Genomic DNA, 20,725 nt, shown 5'->3' with positions numbered 1-20,725 from the left:
ACTTAGCTCCACCCTCTCCCGAAATACCAGAACTTAATAATTATTGAAAAATTTGATTTTTTATTAAAAAAGTTGATCCGCCCTATTGCTAGACCATACTAATAGCTGCAACAAGACATATATTAACTTTGAATAATTAATGAGGCTGTTATGAAATTCTTAATTACTGTGATTGTCGGAATGCTCATTGCTCTGCCGGTCTCGGCGACTACAAGTAGTACTGAAATGGGTCCACTAGTAAACTGTGAGCTGCCATCTGGAATGGATTATATTCCTAGTGAAATGTGCCGTTTAAATGGTGGGAAAAAGCTATAGGCTGGTATTAGAGCGATAGTAGAAACTAAACAGCTATCGCTCTTCCGTCAATGAATCGATTATCGGRCAATCACTATTATGATCACCTGGGCATTCACTAACCCAAGCCTCTAATGTTTGTTTAATTGCTACTAAATCTTCAATTTTTTTATTCACTTCATTAAGCTTTTTTTGCGCCCTATCTTTTACTTCGGCGCTTTGTCGACAAGGATTACTTGCCAACTCAACGAGCGCTTTACATTCAACAAGTGAAAAGCCCGCACTCCTCGCTTTAGCTACAACACTTAGCTCTTTAATATGCTTTTCACCATAAGCTCTATAACCATTTTCAGAGCGAGCAGGTGGAGATATGATCTCTTTATCTTCATATAAGCGAATTGATTTTGCAGATAAACCAGTTAAGCYGGCAACTTGGCTAATATTCATACTGACACCAAAACAAAAATAGGACGCCTACGCATCCTATTATAATTTCATTTCTAGGTCGATTAACTCTTAAATAGTTAAATTAAGTAGACCCCGACTCGATTAAAAAGAAGACCTACTGACTAACAAGCCAAGCAACAATTTGAGAGCGTTGCATCTTATCGGCTTTTGAGTACCAGTAGGACAACATTTCTAGTGGTTTAGACTCACTTTCAAGTTCTGTTGTCAGTGATTTTCTATTTTCATACGCCCAGTCAGTAAATTCAACCTGTTCATCTTCAGTTGCTTGATTAAACCAATACTCAATCATCTCTGATGACATATCCTGATTTTCACCAGCGGTTGACTTTATCTCGTTATTTTTAGCAGTAGGAGCTGATGCAATCACAGCTGAACTTGTTAGTGCTACACCATTTTTAGCGTTATACCTTGCTAACTCTTTTTCGTAATCACGTGTAATACCACCAAGGTTAGGAAGAATCTCTTGTTTAACCGCAATATCTTGTTCATTTCCATCAACTACAGCCATAAAAGGCTTATCTTGAAACTCATCCGCTTGATTCGTTCGTCTCAATTCTATAGATGGTTTTATATATACATCTGTATCTTTCTCATCAAATGTAATTACAACAGGGGAAGAATTAAATTTCTCTCTTTCACCCATATTTTCTACAAGTTTAGATACTCTAACCACAAACTGATTAGTGCCATTATCAAGAACAAACTTGTCTTTTTTACTAAGACTAAAGCCCACCTCTTCTCCATTCACTGCTACTGGGGCTACATCACGATCTAAGTGGACTGTAACGGCAGCTACGGCTGATAAAGGAAATATCATCGCACTTACAAAAATCACTTTTTTTATCAATTTCATGTATAACTCCTGAGAAAAAAGCGAGCATCAATTGATGCTCGCAAAAAGGCATTATGAATTACTAAATGTTTAGCTTAGAAGTAGTACTCAGCACCTAGCAGTAGACGAGTATTATCTTTAGAGTCATCAGCACCATCCATATCGTAGTTACGTACATCCGTGTATAGGAATGCACTTGGTAGGATGTAGCCTAAACGACCAGTGATTGCTACGTCACCATCATCATTACCATCTGTGTCCGAAGTAGATGCGTAACCAGCTTTAAATACCCATTTACCATTTAACACATACTGAGCTGTTGCAGAAATTGCATCTTGGTCTTTAGTACCAGTAGCGCTATCTGTTTCCATTGCTTTATATGCAGCAGTTAACGTCACATCGCCTAGGTATACGCTACCACCAACAACTGCATAGTTATGAGCATAAGCAGTAACTTTCTCACCACCTGCAACATAGTCAGGGTTTAAAACTACGTTACCATTTCCATCGATAATGTATTTATCTTGCTCTGCATCAGTAGTTTCATAACTACCGCGGTCATAATAACCAGCATGAACACTGAACAAGTCAGTAGAGTATGAAGTACCTAAGCTTGCAACCATTTGATCAGTATCAGTACCCATACCACTTACAGTAGCTTGCAGGTTGAAGCCGCCCCAGTTAGCTGAATCATAACGTAACACACTGTTGGCACGGTCTTGGTAAGAAACACCCAAATCATTGTTCCAGTCGAAAACATTACCTAGACCTGGGTTCGAGTGTGGCCAATCAACGTAGTTGTATGCTGCTACTAATTGACGACCGTATTTAATAGAACCGAAACCTTCGAAATCAAAACCTAAATATGTATCACGAGCGCCTAGACCACCAGTGTTATCGCCGTTATTTGCGTTACCACCTTCCATCTGCCAAATAAAGTTTGGTGCGAAATCATCAAACTCTACAACACCGCGGAAACCGATACGAGATTCAATATCAGCACCTGCACTGTCTTGGTCTTGGTTATCAATCATAATCCAAGAACCAGCAGCTTGACCGTAAAACTGAACTGCTTGACCCGCTAATTCAATTGCTGCATTTGCTGAACCTGACATCGCTGCTGTTGCGATCGCTGCACCTAGAAGAGTGCGTTTGAACATATTTTCCATGGAAAAAACTCCTAAAAATGGATATAGCTGTTTTTATATTTCTCACCTTAAGTTGGCCGCCGAAGGGAGAAATATTCGTCCTAATTTGAGAACCTATTTATTCGTTAATTAAATTCTCTATTCTTTTCCTGCATACACCTCGTGCATCCATGAAATTAAGACTAACTTTGCGAGAAAAAATATCAACAGGAACTTAATTCACATCTAAAAAAATATGAGCAAGTACAAATTTTCGTAAAGTTAGTGATCTAGATCTCCAACAAACAACACGGAAGGCAGTAAAAATACAAAATCCTACAAAAACAAGAACTTACATCAATGTAAAACTAAAACCAGCTTGAAGTGGATCGCATAAAAATATCAAAAAACATCTAGATATTTCAATGGAGAGATAGGTCACGTAATGAATATTCGAGCTATTGTATGGGTTATTTATCCCTGCGAATTTATGACAATTAATTTATAGCTAGAAATAAAAAAAGCACCCCAAAAAGGTGCCTTTATGAATATATATGTGGAGGTAAATATTAGGAAATCATATTCAACAAGTCTTGCTCTGTTTTTATTTCGATCCCTAAATCTTGCGCTTTCGTAAGCTTAGAACCCGCAGCTTCACCAGCAAATAATATATCCGTTTTCTTAGACACACTGCCTGTTACTTTAGCTCCTAAAGCTTGCAATGCTGCTTTAGCCTCTAAGCGCCCTAACTGAGAAAGCGAGCCAGTTAAGACTACAACCTTACCTTCAAGAGGCAATTCGACATCATCACTTGGAGATTCGATATCAGGCCAATGAACTCCATGTTCAATCAGAGCATTAACCACATTCATGTTTTTTCCTTTCGAGAAAAAAGACACAATATGATTCGCAACAATGTCACCGATATCCGAAACTTTAACTAAAGCTTCATGATTTGCTGTGGATACCATCTCAATAGTTTTGAAGTGCTGCGCCAAATTCATCGCGGTCGCTTCCCCAACTTCACGAATACCTAGAGAGTAGATAAAACGTGCCAAAGTTGTTTCTTTGGCTGCATTTAGCGCCTGCACAATATTTTGCGCTGATTTTGGTCCCATTCGATCTAATACTGTCAGAACACCTGCACTTAACTTGAACAAATCAGCTGGTGTTTCAACCATTTCACGCTCAACAAGCTGTTCAATGACTTTTACGCCTAGACCGTCAACATCGAGCGCTTTACGAGACACAAAGTGCTTTAGAGCTTCTGTTCGTTGTGCCTGACACACAAGACCGCCAGTACATCTCGCAACGGCCTCGCCTTCAACACGTTCAACATCAGAATTACACACAGGGCAAGTGTCTGGAAAGAGAATATCACCAGCATTGTCCGGGCGCCTATCCAAAACAACCGCAACGATTTGCGGGATAACATCACCAGCACGACGGATAATCACACTATCGCCAATTTTCACTCCTAAACGTGCTATTTCGTCAGCGTTATGCAAAGTCGCGTTGCTCACCGTCACACCACCAACAAAAATTGGTTCTAATTTCGCTACAGGAGTAATAGCCCCTGTTCGACCAACTTGAAATTCAACGTCATTCAGTAGGGTGATTTCTTCTTGAGCTGGAAACTTGTAGGCAATCGCCCAACGGGGCGCTCTGGCAACAAATCCAAGAGTCTCTTGAGCAGCAATGTCATCAACTTTAATAACAACACCGTCGATTTCATACGCTAGAGCATCACGACGAGTCATAATATCTTGATAGTAAGCTTTAACTTCATCTAACGAGCTAAGTCTTTTAGTTTCTGGACACATTGGTAGCCCCCAGCCTTTTAACTGGATGAAGCGTTGATAGTGGCTACTTGAAAGCTCAACCCCCTCCACGACACCAACACTGTACGCATAGAAAGCCAACGGACGTTTTGCCGTGATGCGAGAATCAAGCTGACGCAAGCTACCAGCAGCCGCATTACGCGGATTAACAAAGACTTTTTCACCTTTCTTTAATGCTTGTGCATTAAGCTTTTCAAAGCCCGATTTAGGCATGAATACTTCACCGCGGACTTCAATACGGGCTGGCCAGCCCTCACCTTGTAGCTTTAGAGGTATTGAACTAATTGTTCGTACGTTTTCTGTAATATTCTCGCCCGTAGCGCCATCACCACGTGTCGCAGCTTGGACCAAAACACCATTTTCATACAACAAACTTACAGCTAAGCCATCCAGTTTAGGCTCACAACAAAACTGACTTAAATCAGCAGTTGGGGCTCTGTCTGACATTCTCTTATAAAAACCGTCTAGGTCGCTGTCATCAAATGCATTATCAAGAGACAACATTGGGATCTCATGAGCAACTTGAGAAAAGCCGTCTAGAGGAACTCCCCCCACTCTTTGACTCGGTGAATCCACACTAACCAAACTAGGGTGCTCTTCTTCTATTTTAAGCAGCTGTTGCATTAAGCGATCATATTCTACATCTGGGATCTCTGGGCTATCTTCAACATAGTAACGAACTGCGTGGTAATGCAGCGTTTCTTTTAACTGTTCTAATGTAGCCTGAATGGAATCTGTCATATCTATCTCTGTACTAATATCAGCAACAAAAAAGGCTCCCTTAGGAGCCCTTTAGGCGGTATTTAAATTACTTTAAAAATTATAGCTTATTAAGCGCTTCGAGCTTCTTTAAAATCTCGGATCTGTTTTCTGTAATCAGATAAACGATTTGGAGTCATTAAGTTGCGAGATTCATCTAATACGTTCCCCCCCATATCATCCGCAATACGTTGAGCCGTTTGCAACATAATATTGAAGTTCTGCTCCGCATCACCGTAACATGGCAAAGTCATGAAAAATGAGATGCCCTTTGTTGAAAAGTCTGCAGGGTCGTCATGCTCAAGCGTTCCTGGCTGCATCATATTTGCAACACTAAAAATAACTTTAGGCGACGGCGTTGAACTTGCGTAACAATGGAAAATCGACATTTCACCATAACTCAAGCTGTAACTTTCCATGCTTTTGAATAACTCTGTACCCACGAACGGAGTATCGCCAGCACAATGAACATTGAGGACAATAACGTCTAATTCTTCAGGTTCATCTTGATTAGTCTCTGCCTGAGGCGTCATTGCAGCCTCAACAATAGAAGCTTCAGGTAATTCTGAGTCTTTTAACTCAGTCGACAACCGTTCCTCTTCAGCATTCGAAACTTCAGGCTCTGGAGATTCTATAACGGTGTCTGTATTTACATCCAGGTCTTGATTCAAGACGGGTTCAACATCAGTAACAGCAAAAGAAGGAATGTCTGCTACTTCCACTTTGTCATCATCTGTTGCGTATGCTTCAACAGGTTGCGAGAGCTCTTCAGGCTCATTAATACTTGTCGCTGAATCAATAAGAGGGTCAGACATAGGTGGGGATACTGAAAAGTCAGGTTCTTTGCGTACTTTCTTGATGATCTCAAAATCATCTTCTGGAGCAAAAGAACGCTGCGGTAATTCATCCGACTCATCAGCTTTGTTGGTATCTAGCTTACCTAGAGGTTTATCACCAAACTTCGCTTTCCCTTCTTTTTTACTCGTCCATAATCCATGAAACAATAAAGCGGCGATCGCTAACGCGCCAACAATAATGAGTACAAATCGCAATTCCTGCATTCTACGCTCTCAGCTTCTTAGTAACTTAAACAATTTGATATAATTAAAGCCAACTAAGGTGGGTTAATACGGCTAATTCATCTACTCTACCAAATCTACATACTGTTTTAGAACAACTTAATGCAAGAAGTTCCGCAGATGGTGTGATTTTCGCCACGCTTTTTTTCTTGAAACTCTATTAGTACAATAGAAGTGTCTGCAATTTAACCGAATAAGTGAATATGAATTTAGTATCAAAAAAACGTTCTGGCTTTGGCTATTTTTTCTACGGCTTAGAAATCGTTATGTCACCACAGATAAGAAAATTTGTTTTATTGCCATTACTTGCCAATATTTTTCTAGTTGGCGGCGCTCTTTTCTATCTCTTTTCGAATTTAAATTTATGGATAGAAAGTCTCATTGGTCAAATGCCTGAGTTCTTATCATGGCTGACTTATATTTTGTGGCCACTACTCGCTCTAACAATACTCGCTACCTTCTCTTATTTCTTTAGCACACTTGCTAACTTCATAGCGGCACCATTTAATGGGTTATTAGCCGRAAAGGTCGAAGAACAACTCAGCGGACAAAAAGTCAATGATGACGGGCTGCTTGACGTATTAAAAGACACGCCTCGTATTCTTGCTCGTGAGTGGAGAAAATTAGTTTACATATTGCCTAAAGCTATTGGCCTATTCCTATTATTGTTGATCCCAGCGTTAGGCCAAACGGTGGCACCTATTCTTTGGTTCATTTTCACTTCATGGATGTTTGCAATTCAGTACTCAGATTACGCTTTTGACAACCATAAAATCCAGTTCAATGACATGAGAAACAATTTGAAACAAAAACAAGTTAAAGCGTATGGCTTTGGATCGTGTGTCGCTCTATTCACAACTATTCCAATCCTTAACTTATTTGTTATGCCAGTAGCAGTGTGTGGGTCAACTGCAATGTGGGTGGCTGAATTTAAAGACCAGAACTCATAGCGACCGTATTTAATTACTTTCCAAACGAACTCCCCTAAATACAAGGCTTCCAAAAGCGCTAAAGCCTCGGAAGCCGCTCTCACCTAAACGCACTTTAATAAGATATAACTTTTTAATCCTTTTACCTTTTTTTTATCTATCTTAAGCTCATCTTAGTTCACACAACAAATACAAAACGCTAGACGGTTTAATGACTTTCATACTACGTTTAGTTCGTCATGAAATGAAGGAATATCAAATGAGCAAAATCTACGAAGACAATTCACAAACTATTGGTAACACTCCTCTAGTGCGTCTGAACAAAGTAAGTAAAGGTAAAGTTCTAGCAAAAGTTGAAGCCCGTAACCCTAGCTTTAGTGTTAAGTGCCGTATTGGTGCAAACATGATTTGGGAAGCAGAAAAGGCAGGAACGCTTAAGCAAGGTATTGAATTAGTTGAACCAACCAGTGGTAACACAGGTGTAGCTCTTGCTTTTGTTGCAGCTGCACGCGGTTATAAGCTAACACTAACTATGCCAGAGTCTATGAGCTTGGAACGTCGTAAGCTGCTAAAAGCGTTAGGTGCAAACCTTGAGCTAACCGAAGCAGCCAAAGGCATGAAAGGCGCAATTGCAAAAGCAGAAGAGATCGTAGCGTCTAACCCAGACAAATACCTACTGCTTCAGCAATTCAACAACCCAGCTAACCCTGAGATCCACGAAAAGACAACAGGCCCAGAAATCTGGGATGCAACAGATGGTGAAATTGATGTATTCGTAGCTGGTGTTGGTACAGGTGGCACAATCACTGGTACAAGCCGTTACATCAAGGGTGAAAAAGGCAAAGCAATTACATCTGTAGCTGTTGAACCTGCAGAGTCTCCAGTTATCGCACAAGCACTTGCAGGTGATGAAATTCAACCAGCTCCACACAAAATTCAAGGTATCGGCGCAGGCTTTATCCCTGGAAACCTAGATTTAGAGGTTGTAGACCGCGTTGAATCTGTAACATCTGATGAAGCAATCGAAATGGCTCGTCGCCTTATGGAAGAAGAAGGCATCCTAGCTGGTATTTCTTCTGGCGCAGCTGTTGTAGCAGCCAATCGCCTTGCGGAACTACCTGAATTTGAAGGAAAAACAATCGTAACCGTACTTCCTAGCTCGGGTGAACGTTACCTAAGCACAGCCTTGTTTGCAGGTATATTCTCGGAGAAAGAGAACCAACAATAATATGTTGTCAAATCAATTTTTCGTCCAAAAAAGCCCCTATTAGGGGCTTTTTTGTTGATCCCTGCCTCACCTTTGGTAATATCACACCTGTTTTATTTTTCGCTTCAAAATAAAGAAGCAATAAACAGATTTCTGATAAGTCATGAGTTGTATTCAACATGACTCATGATTAGAAAAAATTTAAACCAGTTTCAGTTATGACACGAAGTAAACTTCGATGCTCTAGCAGAAATCAGCTAAAGCAGTTAAGCTAATCTGGTTACAAACTTACAAAAAATAAATTAATTGGGGTATATAACATGTACGAGAAGCAAGTAGAAATCACAGCAGAAAACGGTCTTCACACTCGTCCAGCTGCACAGTTCGTAAAAGAAGCAAAATCTTTCGACGCAGACATCACTGTGACTTCTAACGGCAAAAGCGCTAGCGCAAAAAGCCTTTTCAAGCTGCAAACTCTAGGCCTAGTTAAAGGTACTAACGTTACAATTTCAGCTGAAGGCCCACAAGCACAGCAAGCTGTTGACCACCTAGTTGCTCTAATGGATCAACTACACTAATTCGGTCATTTCTTCTTAAAGCCATTTTGCTCTGCAAAGTGGCTTTGTTCGAAATAGACTCAATTAATTCGACACTTTGTCAGCGACTAAGTCACTATTCTCCCGTTTACAGTTGACCAACTTAAGGTAAGGCTATGATTTCAGGCATCCTAGCATCTCCTGGTATTGCTTTCGGTAAAGCACTACTACTTCAAGAAGATGAAATTGTCCTAAACACTCAATCTATCTCAGACGATCAAGTTGAAGCAGAAGTTCAGCGTTTTTTTGACGCTCGTAACAAATCTTCTCAACAACTTGAAGTTGTTAAGCAAAAAGCACTTGAAACTTTTGGCGAAGAAAAAGAAGCAATCTTTGAAGGCCATATCATGTTGCTTGAAGATGAAGAGCTAGAAGAAGAGATTTTAGCACTCATTAAGAAAGACAAGATGCACGCAGACAACGCGATTTACACAGTAATCGAAGAGCAAGCGGTAGCACTAGAGTCACTTGATGATGAGTACCTAAAAGAACGCGCTACAGATATCCGTGATATCGGTACTCGTTTCGTGAAAAACGCACTAGGCATTAACATCGTTTCTCTAAGCGATATTAATGAAGAAGTTATCCTAGTAGCTTACGACCTAACTCCATCTGAAACTGCACAAATTAACCTAGACTACGTTCTTGGTTTTGCATGTGATATCGGCGGTCGTACCTCTCATACTTCAATCATGGCACGTTCACTTGAACTTCCTGCTATCGTTGGTACAAACGATATCACTAAGCAAGTTAAGAACGGCGACATGCTTGTGCTAGACGCGATGAACAACAAAATCATCATCAACCCTTCAGATGCTGAATTAGCAGAAGCTAAGAAAATCAAATCTGATTTTGAAGCAGAAGCAGCTGAGCTAGCAAAACTGAAAGACCTTCCAGCTATCACTCTTGATAATCACCAAGTAGAAGTTTGCGGCAACATCGGTACAGTTAAAGACTGTGACGGTATTCTGCGTAACGGTGGTGAAGGTGTTGGTCTGTACCGTACTGAATTCCTATTTATGGACCGTGACGCGCTTCCTACAGAAGAAGAGCAATACGTTGCTTACAAAGAAGTAGCTGAAGCAATGCACGGTGAGTCAGTGATTATCCGTACTATGGATATCGGTGGCGATAAAGATCTACCATACATGGATCTTCCACAAGAAATGAACCCGTTCCTAGGCTGGCGTGCAGTACGTATCAGCTTAGACCGTCGTGAAATCCTACGTGACCAGCTACGTGGTATTCTACGTGCGTCAGCACACGGTAAGCTTCGTATAATGTTCCCAATGATCATTTCTGTTGAAGAGATCCGTGAACTGAAGAAAGCTATCGAAGAATACAAAGTTGAGCTTCGCGCAGAAGGCCACGCATTCGATGAAAATATCGAAATCGGCGTAATGGTTGAGACTCCAGCAGCAGCTGCAATCGCTCACCACCTTGCTAAAGAAGTTTCTTTCTTCTCTATCGGTACTAACGATCTAACGCAATACACTCTTGCAGTTGACCGTGGTAACGAAATGATTTCTCACCTATACAACCCACTGTCTCCAGCGGTTCTTCTTGTAATCAAGCAAGTAATCGATGCTTCTCACAAAGAAGGTAAGTGGACTGGTATGTGTGGTGAGTTAGCTGGTGACGAACGTGCAACTCTACTTCTTCTTGGTATGGGTCTAGATGAATTCTCTATGAGCGGCATCTCTATCCCTAAAGTTAAGAAAGTAATCCGTAACTCTAACTTCGCAGAAGTTAAAGCTATGGCTGATGAAGCACTTTCTTTTGCAACGGCAGCTGAAATTGAAGCTTGCGTTGAAAAATTCATCGCTGAAAAAACTCAATAGTCACGAATAGCCAATCTAATAGACGGCTAAAAAATGTCGTCTATTATCTGAGATTGGTATACTATATTCGACAGAATAAAACTAAACGTTAGGAGCACGACACAATGGGTCTGTTTGACAAACTTAAGAAGCTAGTATCTGATGACAGCGCTGACGCTGGTGCAATTGAAATCATCGCACCTCTATCTGGTGAAATCGTAAACATCGAAGATGTGCCAGATGTTGTTTTCGCTGAGAAAATCGTTGGTGACGGTATCGCTATCAAACCTGCTGGCGACAAAATGGTTGCTCCAGTAAACGGTACTATTGGTAAGATCTTCGAAACTAACCACGCTTTCTCTATCGAGTCTGACGATGGTGTTGAGCTTTTCGTTCACTTCGGTATCGATACAGTTGAACTAAAAGGCGAAGGCTTCACTCGCGTTGCTGAAGAAGGTCAATCAGTTAAAGCTGGTGACACTATCATCACTTTCGACCTAGCTCTTCTAGAAGAGAAAGCTAAATCAACTCTTACTCCAGTTGTTATCTCTAACATGGACGAAATCAAAGAGCTGAACAAACTTTCTGGTTCTGTAACTGTTGGTGAAACTGCAGTTCTTAAAGTAACTAAGTAATTTAGTTCCTTTTACAGTTTTAAAACGCTGCCTTTGAGCAGCGTTTTTTATTACCTAAAAGAAATCCAAGCATCCTCGTATCAGCGCGCTTTCCCCTAAGAATACTTACCGTACCGTTCTGTCTTTACTCTAGCTTTCACTGTTAACTATAAGAATACTCGAATTACACTACTGTAATCCAAAGCCTATCGTAATCTGCTACCTGTTTGTACAACAACACCCTATGGTGGCTGCCTAAACACCTACGAGAATCAATGCTCGTCTTTATATACCCAATTGATCTTCGAGCTTTTAAATTCATAAAGCTACAAAACAAAAAACCCAGCCAAAGCTGGGTTTAGTATTTAAATCAGACTTAGATTTAGTGATTAACCAAGTAAGCTAAGTGCTGAGTTAGGCGCCTGTTTAGCTTGTGCAAGAATAGAACTTGAAGCTTGAGACAGGATTTGAGACTTAGTCATCTGAGTCGTTTCTTTCGCGAAGTCTGTATCTTTAATACGGCTCTTCGATGCATTAACGTTCTCGTTGATGTTGTCTAAGTTGCTAATTGCGTGGTCGAAACGGTTCTGGAAAGCACCCAGTTCAGCACGACTACTATCTACATACTTTAGTGCGGTATCAATGATAGCAACAGACTCTTGAGCCCCAGCTACCGAAGTTACATCGATAGTATCTACTGTCACTTGTTGACCAGCTTGCATACCTAGCTCACCAGCAAGACCACCAGAGAATGCTACAGCACCGTCTACCTTGTTATTGCCTGCAAAGACTTGTAGCTCACCATCTTCAGATACTGACGCTTTCACTAGGTCTTGTTGACCGTTAATGTAAGTCGCAAGTTCTTCGATATCATCGCCTTCTTTAGCGTTAATTACGATATTCTGCGCGTCACCAAATGAATCTGTAAGAGCGATAGTTAGGTCGTTTGCGCCCGCTTGAACACTCCAATCTTTGTCTTTCGCTTGTGCAGCTTGGTAGCTTGAGCCGCCCATTTGAGCATTGTCAGAACGCATATCATTTAAAGATAGCATTACCGCTTCGCCGTTATCCGCACCGATTTGGAAAGACTTAGTACCGTGAGTACCATTCAGTAGTTTGTTACCACCAAAAGAAGTCGTTTCTGCGATACGGTTAAGTTCATCGTTAAGTGCTGTTACTTCTTCTTGAATCGCAACACGCTCTGATTTCGAGTTAGAACCGTTAGACGATTGCAAAGAAAGGTCACGCATACGCTGTAGAATGTTGGTTGTCTCATTCATTGCACCTTCTGCTGTTTGTGCAATTGAGATACCGTCGTTCGCGTTACGAACCGCGACATCTAGACCACGACTTTGAACGTTCAAACGGTTAGAGATTTGTAGCCCTGCCGCGTCATCCTTAGCGCTGTTGATCTTAAAGCCTGAAGATAGGCGTTCCATTGATGTTTGCTGAGCACTGTTCGCATTGTTTAAGTAACGTTGCGCCGTCATTGCTGATACGTTTGTATTTACATTCACTGCCATGGTGATTTCTCCAATTGATTTTCCGGTGTTGCGGTTTCCGACGTCTCGGAAAACCAAGTAGTTCTCTCAAAGTTACTTTTTATAACGGCGGTATCTGAGGTTTCTTTAGGCTTTTTTCGAATTAATTTATAAGTAACTAACTTTGGATAGGTTTGTGTGATGAAAGGCCAAATTAAAATAAAATTATCAATTATTTATTAAAGTTATTGGCTCTATCGTCGATGGGGAGTTTTCTAATTTAGAAGTGTTAAAGCGAGGTTTGGAGCTTGTTTAGCTTGAGCCAAAATTGATGTGCTAACCTGCTGCAAAATCTGCTGCTTAATCATCTGCGTAGTTTCCTTCGCGTAATCAGTATCTTTTATTCGACTATTTGAAGACGCTAAATTTTCATTAACGTTTTCGAGGTTGTTAATCGCATGGCCGAAACGGTTTTGATAAGCACCAAGTTCAGCTCGATGGCTATCAACATACTTCATTGCAGTATCCAAGATAGACACAGCCCGTTGTGCACCACCTACTTCGGTTATATCAATATTATCTACAGACTCATAAGTGCCATTCGACATAGCAAGCTCACTTGCAAGACCACCAGAAAACGCTATCGTCCCCGATGTATCTTTACCAGACATATAGACTTGCAACTGCCCTTTATCATTAACAGAGGCAGACACTAAATCTGTTTGTCCATTAATATAAGTCGCGAGTTCTTCAATATCATCGCCAGCTTTAGCATTAATTAAAATGTTCTGTTGCTGTCCGAATTGATCAGTGTATGACATCTGAAGATCATTACTTCCATTAGAAACAGACCAAGAGCTATCAGCCATTCCGCTCGCAACGTAGCTAAAGCCCCCCATATCCAATCCGTCTGTACGCATATTTTTCAATTCAACCTGAACAGCCTCACCAGAAGCCGCACCAATTTGAAAAGCTGTACTACCAAAACCACCATTCAATAGCTTCTTACCACCAAATGAAGTCGTTTCTGCTATACGATTCAGCTCATCATTTAAAGCGGTCACTTCTTCTTGAAGAGCAATGCGTTCCGAAGAGCTGTTTGACCCATTAGCTGATTGAAGAGCCAAGTCACGCATGCGTTGCATGATATTAGTCGTTTCGTTCATCGCGCCTTCTGCGGTTTGCATAATGGAGATACCATCATTGGCATTTCGAACTGCAACGTCGAGGCCACGCATCTGCGATTCTAAGCGATTAGATATTTGTAAACCTGCGGCATCATCTTTTGCGCTGTTAATACGACTCCCTGAAGCAAGGCGCTCCAAAGATTGATTTAGCATCTGACTCGCATTCGAAAGGTTTCGCTGTGCGACTAGTGCAGATACGTTGGTATTAACCGTTATTGCCATTAAAGATGCATCACATAGGTTTAAAAGGTGACTCTATATCGACCGAAACTAAAAATTCTTAATAAAAAAGGAGCAATAAATGCTCCTTTTTTATTAATTGAAACCTGAACTATTTTACAGCGAGTTCAGATAACAATTTTTGTGATGGTGCAAAAAAGTATGCGCCAGTCACTGCTGTTGTAAATCTAAGCAGCTGATCGGTTTTTCCATCTGTCACGCCATACATGCTTTCTAGCATGGCATCAAAATTATGTCGGTTATTACAATAGGCAATGAATAACAAACCATGCTCACCAGAAGCTGAACCATAAGGCAAACTGTGACGAACAATTTTCAGCCCTTTGCCCTCTTCTTTAATGTCAACGCGACCAACATGAGAAGCTGCAGGCACGTTTTCTAATTCTATGGAATCTGGCTTGGTACGACCAACCACTTTCTCTTGAGCTGCAACACTTAAACGATTCCACGCAGGAAGATTATGAATAAAACGTTGCACCATTACGTAACTACCACCAGCGAAATCACCATCGGCAACAATCGCCACCTCTTGGCGCTGGGCTTCTTTCGGATTCTCGGTACCATCAACAAAATCAGTCATGTCGCGAGAATCTAGGTAACGGTAGCCGTAAGTTTCATCGACAACAGTCACTGACTCTGAGATATCTGCCAGTAACTTTCTCAACACATAAAAGTGCAAATCATGACGATTAGAATGGCAATGGATTAACACATCAACATTTGAACTTGGAGCCTTAATTTCTCCCTCGCCCAATTCTGGAAAGTCGATAAGTTCACTAGGTGCATCTTGTTCAAATTGATCCCAGAACGACTTAGAAAAAGCCACTGATACTGTCAAATTAGCATCTGGTTGAGTTTGATTAAGTTCTTCGGCTAACAAAGGTAGAGCTTGCAGTTTAGACAGAACTAAAGCAGCATCTTTTTGTACTTTGAGCTGAGTATAAAGTGCGAAAGGACCCGCTTCAGGTAAAATCGCAGATTGAGCGTGTGACATATAAAATCCTCTACTTTTTCGTTCCAGTGTAGTGATATCTTGTTATTGTTTGTTGATAGTGATCATTCGTTTTTCGATTCTAGTTCTGTCAGATTAGGAGTAACAAAACAATCTCTGACCGTTCGGCTTTTATATACGTAAAGAGCGAACCAGAGTAGAGCAACAAGAGTGACAGCATTTGACCAACGGAACGCACCATTATCTAAATAGACATGGTAAGCGGTTTGTGAAAGCTGACCCAAAATAGTCAATAATGTCACTCCCCTTGCCCACCGTATAATAGTGTTTACCCACTGCCTCTCAGTATTTCTCAGCCCTATGAGCCACATAAAAATAATACTGGGTAACCCCATCGCAATACCCAGATACAGCATTGAGTGATCAGGATAAACAATTTCTAAAATTTTCGCGCCTGAATCACGGCTCGCTCCAGCAACAATAAATACAACCCATGCTTTAGCCAAAAATAGCCAACCTAGCCAAAGGATCATCGGTGCTTTTAAAAAGCCATTTTTATCATACTGCTCAATGGAATATCGCACGAACTTTTCACTTCAAATTTTAAACAAGCACTTTAGCGTAATTTCTTCATATTAGGGTAAAATTTACGGTATCTTAATTAGAATCTAATACCAAATTATCATTAACATGAAAAATAAGACGAATACGCCATCAATTGAATCTCAACAGGAAGCAATGAAAATTGCGAAGGCTACTCAGAAACCAGGCCAAACGAAAGAACAAACAAGGCTAGTCGCACAAGGGATTGAAAAAGGCATCGCACTGTATAAAAAGCAACAAAAAGAAAAAAGTCGCCAAGCAGATAAAGCAAAGAAAAAACAACAAAAAATGAAACAACAAGCAGTAACTAACGAAGTAATCGAAGAACAAACGCAGGAAATACAGAACCCTAAACCACCCATGCTAGCTTGGGGCTTATTGATTGCAAGTTGGTTGGGGTTTGGTCTCTACTTTGCATTTTAAAAGGAATTAAAATGAACAAACTACTGGCAGTCTTTATTGCTGTGATCTCAATTTCTGGCTGCACCGCACCAACAGTAGCCATGCATGAGCAAGCCCGTGATATTAAGTTAGATTTACACGGCTCTTTTGATATTTCGAACTGTCAGTTTCTTGGTGAAGTTACAGGCAGTGAAGGCCACTGGTACAGCTACTTATTTTTTCCAAATGATGTATTACTGCAAGGCGCGATTAACAAAGCAAAAAATAACGCATTATCTTTGGGGGCAAATACTTTGGTCTTTTCTCGCCCACAAGACTTTGCAACCTCAGTGACATTACTGGGTACTAGTTACCAGTGTCCAGATAAACAAATTCAATAAAAAAAGCCAGCTTTCGCTGGCTTATGCACTAAATCCAAGGCTGACTGCTATATCRGCTTTTCGTTCAATCACCCATTGGCTATCAAACGGTCCCCAATCAGATAACTGATAGTAACCGTCATTATGACGCCGCCCATCTTGAACAAACATGAGTTCAATACCAATCCCCGGTAGTGCCTTGAGTACATCTTGTATAGTACGACGAGGCCACCCCGTTTTCTCGATGAGTTTAGGCACATTCGGCCGTTCAAGGCTTTCCACTAACAAAGCTATATATAGCCGCCTTGCAAAAACAGGACTCAACTCCATTGACACCTCCTATAACTGTGCCAAATCATTATTTCTTTTTTAGATTTAAAGGTGTTGAGGTTGATCAATAACAGTCCATTCGTGGCATTTTCTTACGCTTTTTTTTCATTGCATAAAATATTTCACATCCCGTTTGGTTTGTATCGGCCGTCCTGTTAGGATTTAGTCATAATAAAGATAAGCRTCATCAAGAGGAAAAGTCATGACGACCACTATGTTCGGCATCCCAAACTGCGACACAATCAAAAAAGCAAAAAAGTGGCTTCAAGCTGAGAATATCGAGTTCGATTTTCACGATTACCGTAAACAGGGAATCGATGAAGACCTAGTTAAAACATTTTGTTCAGAGCTTGGATGGGAGCTGGTACTAAACAAACGTGGCACTACTTACCGTCAGCTTTCTCAAGAACAGAAAGACTCACTAAACGAGTCGACCGTTATTGATCTTCTTGTGGAACATCCAGCAATGATCAAGCGCCCTATTTTGAAGGTGGGCGAACAGTTTCACATTGGCTTTAAAGCCGACCAATATTCAACAATTTATTCATAATTCAAGTTAGTTATTTAAGGAATTCAAGGATGACAGATAGCCCAACTTTGGCYCTGGCAAAAGACTTAATCAGCCGTCAATCAGTAACCCCAGAAGATGCAGGTTGCCAAGACCTAATGATCGAACGCTTAAAAGCGATTGGTTTTGAAATAGAAGTAATGGTATTTGAAGATACCACCAACTTCTGGGCTCGTCGTGGTACTCAAGGGCCTTTATTTGCATTTGCTGGGCATACTGACGTTGTTCCTGCTGGCCCAATTGAACAATGGGATACGCCTCCATTTGAACCGACGATGGTAGGTGACTATTTACACGGACGCGGCGCAGCAGATATGAAAGGTTCACTCGCTTCAATGCTTGTAGCCGTAGAACAATTTGTTGCTGAAAACCCTGATCATGATGGCTCTATCGGATTCCTAATTACTTCCGATGAAGAAGGCCCATTCATCAACGGTACAGTTCGCGTTGTAGAAGCACTAATGGCTCGTGGTGAAAACATCGACATGTGTATCGTAGGTGAGCCATCAAGTACTGAGCATGTAGGTGATGTAGTTAAAAATGGCCGTCGTGGCTCTATTACTGGCGATTTAACGGTGAAAGGTACCCAAGGGCACGTTGCTTATCCTCATCTAGCAAGTAACCCTGTACACAGCTCATTGCTTGCTATTAACGAACTGGCAACGACAGAGTGGGACCAAGGTAATGATTACTTCCCACCAACTAGCTTCCAGATCCCTAATGTAAGCGCTGGTACAGGTGCATCAAATGTGATCCCTGGCGAATTTAACGTGCAATTTAACTTACGTTTCAGCACTGAGTTAAATAACGATCTGATTGTTGAAAAAATCAACTCTATTCTTAATAAGTACGATTTTGAATATGATCTGAAATGGACATTCAATGGCGACCCGTTCTTAACCGACACAGGTGCATTGCTTGATGCAGTTGTTGATGCTGTTGATGTAGTAAATAATGTTAAACCAGCACTGCTGACAACAGGTGGTACTTCCGACGGTCGATTCATCGCTCGCATGGGTGGACAAGTTGTTGAGCTAGGGCCAGTTAACGCAACTATTCACAAAGTGAACGAATGTGTGAATGTAAATGACCTTGAAAAGCTCACTAAGATGTATCAACAAACGCTACAAAATCTTTTCGGTAACTAAATGACTCCTGAGCAGCTGACTGGCCAAGTAGATAGCCACTTAATCACATCATTAATTGGAGATAAGCACTTCCTAATACACCCTGATGTTGAGAAAGATTTACATAGATTAGTCACTGCTGCTCAAGAGGCAGGCTTCAAGCTAGAGATTGCAAGTGGCTATCGTAACTTCGAACGACAAAGCGCAATTTGGAACGGTAAGTTTTCAGGTAAACGCGTTATTTTAGATTCGAATAGCCAAGAAATAGACCCTGCATCACTCAGCGATGAACAAAAATTGTATGCCATTTTGCGTTGGTCCGCTCTTCCTGGGGCAAGTCGCCACCACTGGGGATGTGAATTTGATGTGTTTGCTAGAAACTTGCTACCTCAAGGCTCTCAACTGCAACTTGAACCGTGGGAATACTTTTCTGGGCATCAACAAGAATTCTACCTATGGTTAAAAGCTAACTTAAATTCGTACGGCTTCTTTTTCCCCTATAGTTCAGATTTAGGCGGTGTTGCGATTGAACCATGGCATATTAGCCATCGTGAAACCTCAAGCCAATGCCTATCTCAGCTATCAAAGACTGTTCTTGAAAGTCAGTTGGCTCAGCAGCCAATTCTAGGACAAGGTGTTATTATTAAGAATATGGAACGCATTTACACACGTTTCATTATCAATATTAATGATTAGGGGGCACGATGGAATTTCTGACTAACCCTTGGGTAATCAGTATCATTTTAGTGAGTGTTGTTATCGGCAACATTGCCGCTTTGAAGTACACCGCGAATATGAAATTTAAGCAGGTTGAGAGGCACAAAGGGAAAAGTGATCTCGACAAACTCACTGAGCTTGATAAACAGAGACAAGCAGAGAAAACAAACGACCAACAATAAAAAAGAGGACATAACGTCCTCTTTTTTCATTCAAGTACTGATTACTCAGTTTCTTCTTTATCGACTACCGCAGCTAATACCGGAACTAGAGATTTCAGTAGTTCTTCTTCAACAGGCTTACCTGCAACATCAGTAACGTTGATAGACGTTCGGTTACCTAAGTCACCAAATAGGAAGGTGTACGTACCACCTTTAAGATCGACAGGTTTAACGCCAATGCTTTCCCAGAACTCATCATCTGGTGAAGCGTATTTAGCTTTTATCGTACCTTGAGATTGGTTACGTTCTTCTAGAGTAAAGCCCATTGCTGGCAGTAAACTAGGTAAACGTTGCCAAAGCACATTGTATGGTGCTCGCGCAATGATAACAGGGAAGCCACTTCTATCAGCCCCCATAGATACAGGAATTTGCTTAATAAGTTCTTGTGCTTTAATTGCTGCTTCATCACGAAGGTTTTGATCGTAGCGAGCCGTTACTAAGTTCGTCATAAAAGCGTTGTAACGCTCTTTATTCGTTGCTGTAACAGGCTTAACTTCAGTGCCTTCTTTCCAATCGATCAGGTTAATTTTGAAGCCATGGCGATTATTCGCTTCAAAACGAGAGATCTTATATCGGCTACCAATCGTCACTTCTTCGTCTTCCGACTCCCAAGTCACCCAGCCAGTTTCCAGCTCAAGATCTGATTGTTCACGAATTTCAATATTGCGACTTTCTAGCATTTCTAATGCCGTGTCCCACACCTTTTTGGCTTCTTCTTCACGCAATAACCAAAGCGTCACTTCACCGTTTTGGCGATCGGCTCTTGCACCAGGGATCAGCTCCAGAACTTGTTGTGGTGGACGAATATCGACTTCTTTACCGATTCCGCCAGAAAACTCGCCCGCTGGAATATTGTAGTTTGGATAAAACTGAGGGGTCGCGTCTTCTGCTAACTGCCACTCAGAAAACTCAGGGGTCTCTAAGTATTCGAAATCATCTTTTGCCTGACGGCGTTGAGAGGCACTACCAGAA

Annotated in this window: 23 protein-coding genes; 12 read left to right on the top strand and 11 right to left on the bottom strand. The window is 41.1% G+C overall.

The window, feature by feature from the left end; genetic code table 11:
• Positions 1–150: 150 nt before the first annotated feature.
• Complete coding sequence (locus L4C33_RS09885) at positions 151–315, top strand: hypothetical protein (protein WP_428812274.1); 165 nt, start codon at positions 151–153, stop codon at positions 313–315.
• A gap of 33 nt (positions 316–348) precedes the next feature.
• Here L4C33_RS09885 and cueR read toward each other — a convergent pair whose 3' ends face one another.
• From cueR to zipA, 5 genes are all read right to left on the bottom strand, one after another.
• Positions 349–741, bottom strand: a complete 393-nt coding sequence (gene cueR / locus L4C33_RS09880) for a Cu(I)-responsive transcriptional regulator (RefSeq protein WP_428812273.1) — start codon at positions 739–741, stop codon at positions 349–351.
• A gap of 115 nt (positions 742–856) precedes the next feature.
• Positions 857–1,615, bottom strand: a complete 759-nt coding sequence (locus L4C33_RS09875; RefSeq protein WP_428812272.1) for a YccT family protein — start codon at positions 1,613–1,615, stop codon at positions 857–859.
• A gap of 74 nt (positions 1,616–1,689) precedes the next feature.
• Positions 1,690–2,763: a porin gene (locus L4C33_RS09870; RefSeq protein WP_428812271.1), complete on the bottom strand. Its 1,074-nt coding sequence runs from the start codon at positions 2,761–2,763 to the stop codon at positions 1,690–1,692.
• Positions 2,764–3,290: 527 nt separating this feature from the next.
• Positions 3,291–5,303 (bottom strand): NAD-dependent DNA ligase LigA, encoded by a 2,013-nt coding sequence (gene ligA / locus L4C33_RS09865; protein WP_428812270.1) that lies wholly within the window; start codon positions 5,301–5,303, stop codon positions 3,291–3,293.
• Between the two features lie 89 nt (positions 5,304–5,392).
• A complete protein-coding gene (zipA, locus tag L4C33_RS09860) occupies positions 5,393–6,382 on the bottom strand; it encodes a cell division protein ZipA (protein ID WP_428812269.1) in 990 nt (329 codons plus the stop codon).
• Between the two features lie 221 nt (positions 6,383–6,603).
• Here zipA and cysZ point away from each other — a divergent pair, with 221 nt between their 5' ends.
• The 5 genes from cysZ (at position 6,604) to crr (ending at position 11,587) form a co-directional block, all read left to right on the top strand.
• Entirely contained in the window at positions 6,604–7,350 is a 747-nt protein-coding gene (gene cysZ, locus L4C33_RS09855) for a sulfate transporter CysZ (RefSeq protein ID WP_428812268.1), read from the top strand.
• Between the two features lie 238 nt (positions 7,351–7,588).
• Complete coding sequence (cysK, locus tag L4C33_RS09850) at positions 7,589–8,557, top strand: cysteine synthase A (RefSeq protein WP_428812267.1); 969 nt, start codon at positions 7,589–7,591, stop codon at positions 8,555–8,557.
• Between the two features lie 299 nt (positions 8,558–8,856).
• Positions 8,857–9,114, top strand: coding sequence for an HPr family phosphocarrier protein (locus L4C33_RS09845; protein WP_004734263.1), 258 nt, complete (start codon positions 8,857–8,859; stop codon positions 9,112–9,114).
• A gap of 134 nt (positions 9,115–9,248) precedes the next feature.
• Positions 9,249–10,973 carry a phosphoenolpyruvate-protein phosphotransferase PtsI gene (gene ptsI / locus L4C33_RS09840; protein WP_428812266.1) on the top strand — a complete coding sequence of 575 codons (1,725 nt, stop codon included), beginning with the start codon at positions 9,249–9,251 and terminating at the stop codon, positions 10,971–10,973.
• 104 nt (positions 10,974–11,077) lie between these two features.
• Positions 11,078–11,587 (top strand): PTS glucose transporter subunit IIA, encoded by a 510-nt coding sequence (gene crr / locus L4C33_RS09835; protein WP_428812265.1) that lies wholly within the window; start codon positions 11,078–11,080, stop codon positions 11,585–11,587.
• A gap of 368 nt (positions 11,588–11,955) precedes the next feature.
• Here the strand turns inward: crr and L4C33_RS09830 are convergent, their stop codons facing one another.
• From L4C33_RS09830 to L4C33_RS09815, 4 genes are all read right to left on the bottom strand, one after another.
• Positions 11,956–13,089 (bottom strand): flagellin, encoded by a 1,134-nt coding sequence (locus L4C33_RS09830; RefSeq protein WP_428812264.1) that lies wholly within the window; start codon positions 13,087–13,089, stop codon positions 11,956–11,958.
• Between the two features lie 233 nt (positions 13,090–13,322).
• Positions 13,323–14,456: a flagellin gene (locus tag L4C33_RS09825; protein ID WP_428812263.1), complete on the bottom strand. Its 1,134-nt coding sequence runs from the start codon at positions 14,454–14,456 to the stop codon at positions 13,323–13,325.
• A gap of 109 nt (positions 14,457–14,565) precedes the next feature.
• Positions 14,566–15,468, bottom strand: coding sequence for a Dyp-type peroxidase (locus tag L4C33_RS09820; protein WP_428812262.1), 903 nt, complete (start codon positions 15,466–15,468; stop codon positions 14,566–14,568).
• Between the two features lie 62 nt (positions 15,469–15,530).
• On the bottom strand, positions 15,531–16,010 hold the full coding sequence (locus L4C33_RS09815; RefSeq protein WP_428812261.1) for a DUF2919 domain-containing protein: 480 nt from the start codon (positions 16,008–16,010) through the stop codon (positions 15,531–15,533).
• Positions 16,011–16,116: 106 nt separating this feature from the next.
• Here L4C33_RS09815 and L4C33_RS09810 point away from each other — a divergent pair, with 106 nt between their 5' ends.
• Positions 16,117–16,452: a DUF2956 domain-containing protein gene (locus L4C33_RS09810; RefSeq protein ID WP_428812260.1), complete on the top strand. Its 336-nt coding sequence runs from the start codon at positions 16,117–16,119 to the stop codon at positions 16,450–16,452.
• Positions 16,453–16,463: 11 nt separating this feature from the next.
• Complete coding sequence (locus tag L4C33_RS09805) at positions 16,464–16,811, top strand: DUF4156 domain-containing protein (RefSeq protein WP_428812259.1); 348 nt, start codon at positions 16,464–16,466, stop codon at positions 16,809–16,811.
• Between the two features lie 21 nt (positions 16,812–16,832).
• Here L4C33_RS09805 and L4C33_RS09800 read toward each other — a convergent pair whose 3' ends face one another.
• Positions 16,833–17,120, bottom strand: coding sequence for a winged helix-turn-helix domain-containing protein (locus L4C33_RS09800; RefSeq protein WP_428812258.1), 288 nt, complete (start codon positions 17,118–17,120; stop codon positions 16,833–16,835).
• 202 nt (positions 17,121–17,322) lie between these two features.
• Between L4C33_RS09800 and L4C33_RS09795 the strand changes: the two genes are divergently transcribed.
• Genes L4C33_RS09795 through L4C33_RS09780 form a run of 4 tightly spaced genes read left to right on the top strand, consistent with a single transcriptional unit; the run spans position 17,323 to position 19,714 of the window.
• Positions 17,323–17,670, top strand: a complete 348-nt coding sequence (locus L4C33_RS09795; protein WP_428812257.1) for an ArsC family reductase — start codon at positions 17,323–17,325, stop codon at positions 17,668–17,670.
• 29 nt (positions 17,671–17,699) lie between these two features.
• Positions 17,700–18,836 (top strand): succinyl-diaminopimelate desuccinylase, encoded by a 1,137-nt coding sequence (gene dapE, locus L4C33_RS09790; RefSeq protein ID WP_428812256.1) that lies wholly within the window; start codon positions 17,700–17,702, stop codon positions 18,834–18,836.
• The gene (locus L4C33_RS09785) at positions 18,837–19,511 is read left to right on the top strand and encodes a M15 family metallopeptidase (RefSeq protein WP_428812255.1); all 675 of its coding nucleotides are present in this window, start codon (positions 18,837–18,839) and stop codon (positions 19,509–19,511) included.
• An 8-nt stretch (positions 19,512–19,519) separates the two neighbouring features.
• Positions 19,520–19,714, top strand: a complete 195-nt coding sequence (locus L4C33_RS09780; protein ID WP_428812254.1) for a DUF2897 family protein — start codon at positions 19,520–19,522, stop codon at positions 19,712–19,714.
• A gap of 41 nt (positions 19,715–19,755) precedes the next feature.
• On the opposite strand, the gene bamC is transcribed toward L4C33_RS09780, so the two are convergent.
• Positions 19,756–20,725: outer membrane protein assembly factor BamC (gene bamC, locus L4C33_RS09775; protein ID WP_428812253.1), on the bottom strand; the 970-nt coding region annotated here is incomplete at its 5' end.

The organism is Vibrio makurazakiensis (genome assembly GCF_050337375.1).
Lineage (GTDB): Bacteria > Pseudomonadota > Gammaproteobacteria > Enterobacterales > Vibrionaceae > Vibrio > Vibrio makurazakiensis.
This window is presented reverse-complemented; position numbering and strand designations above follow the sequence as displayed.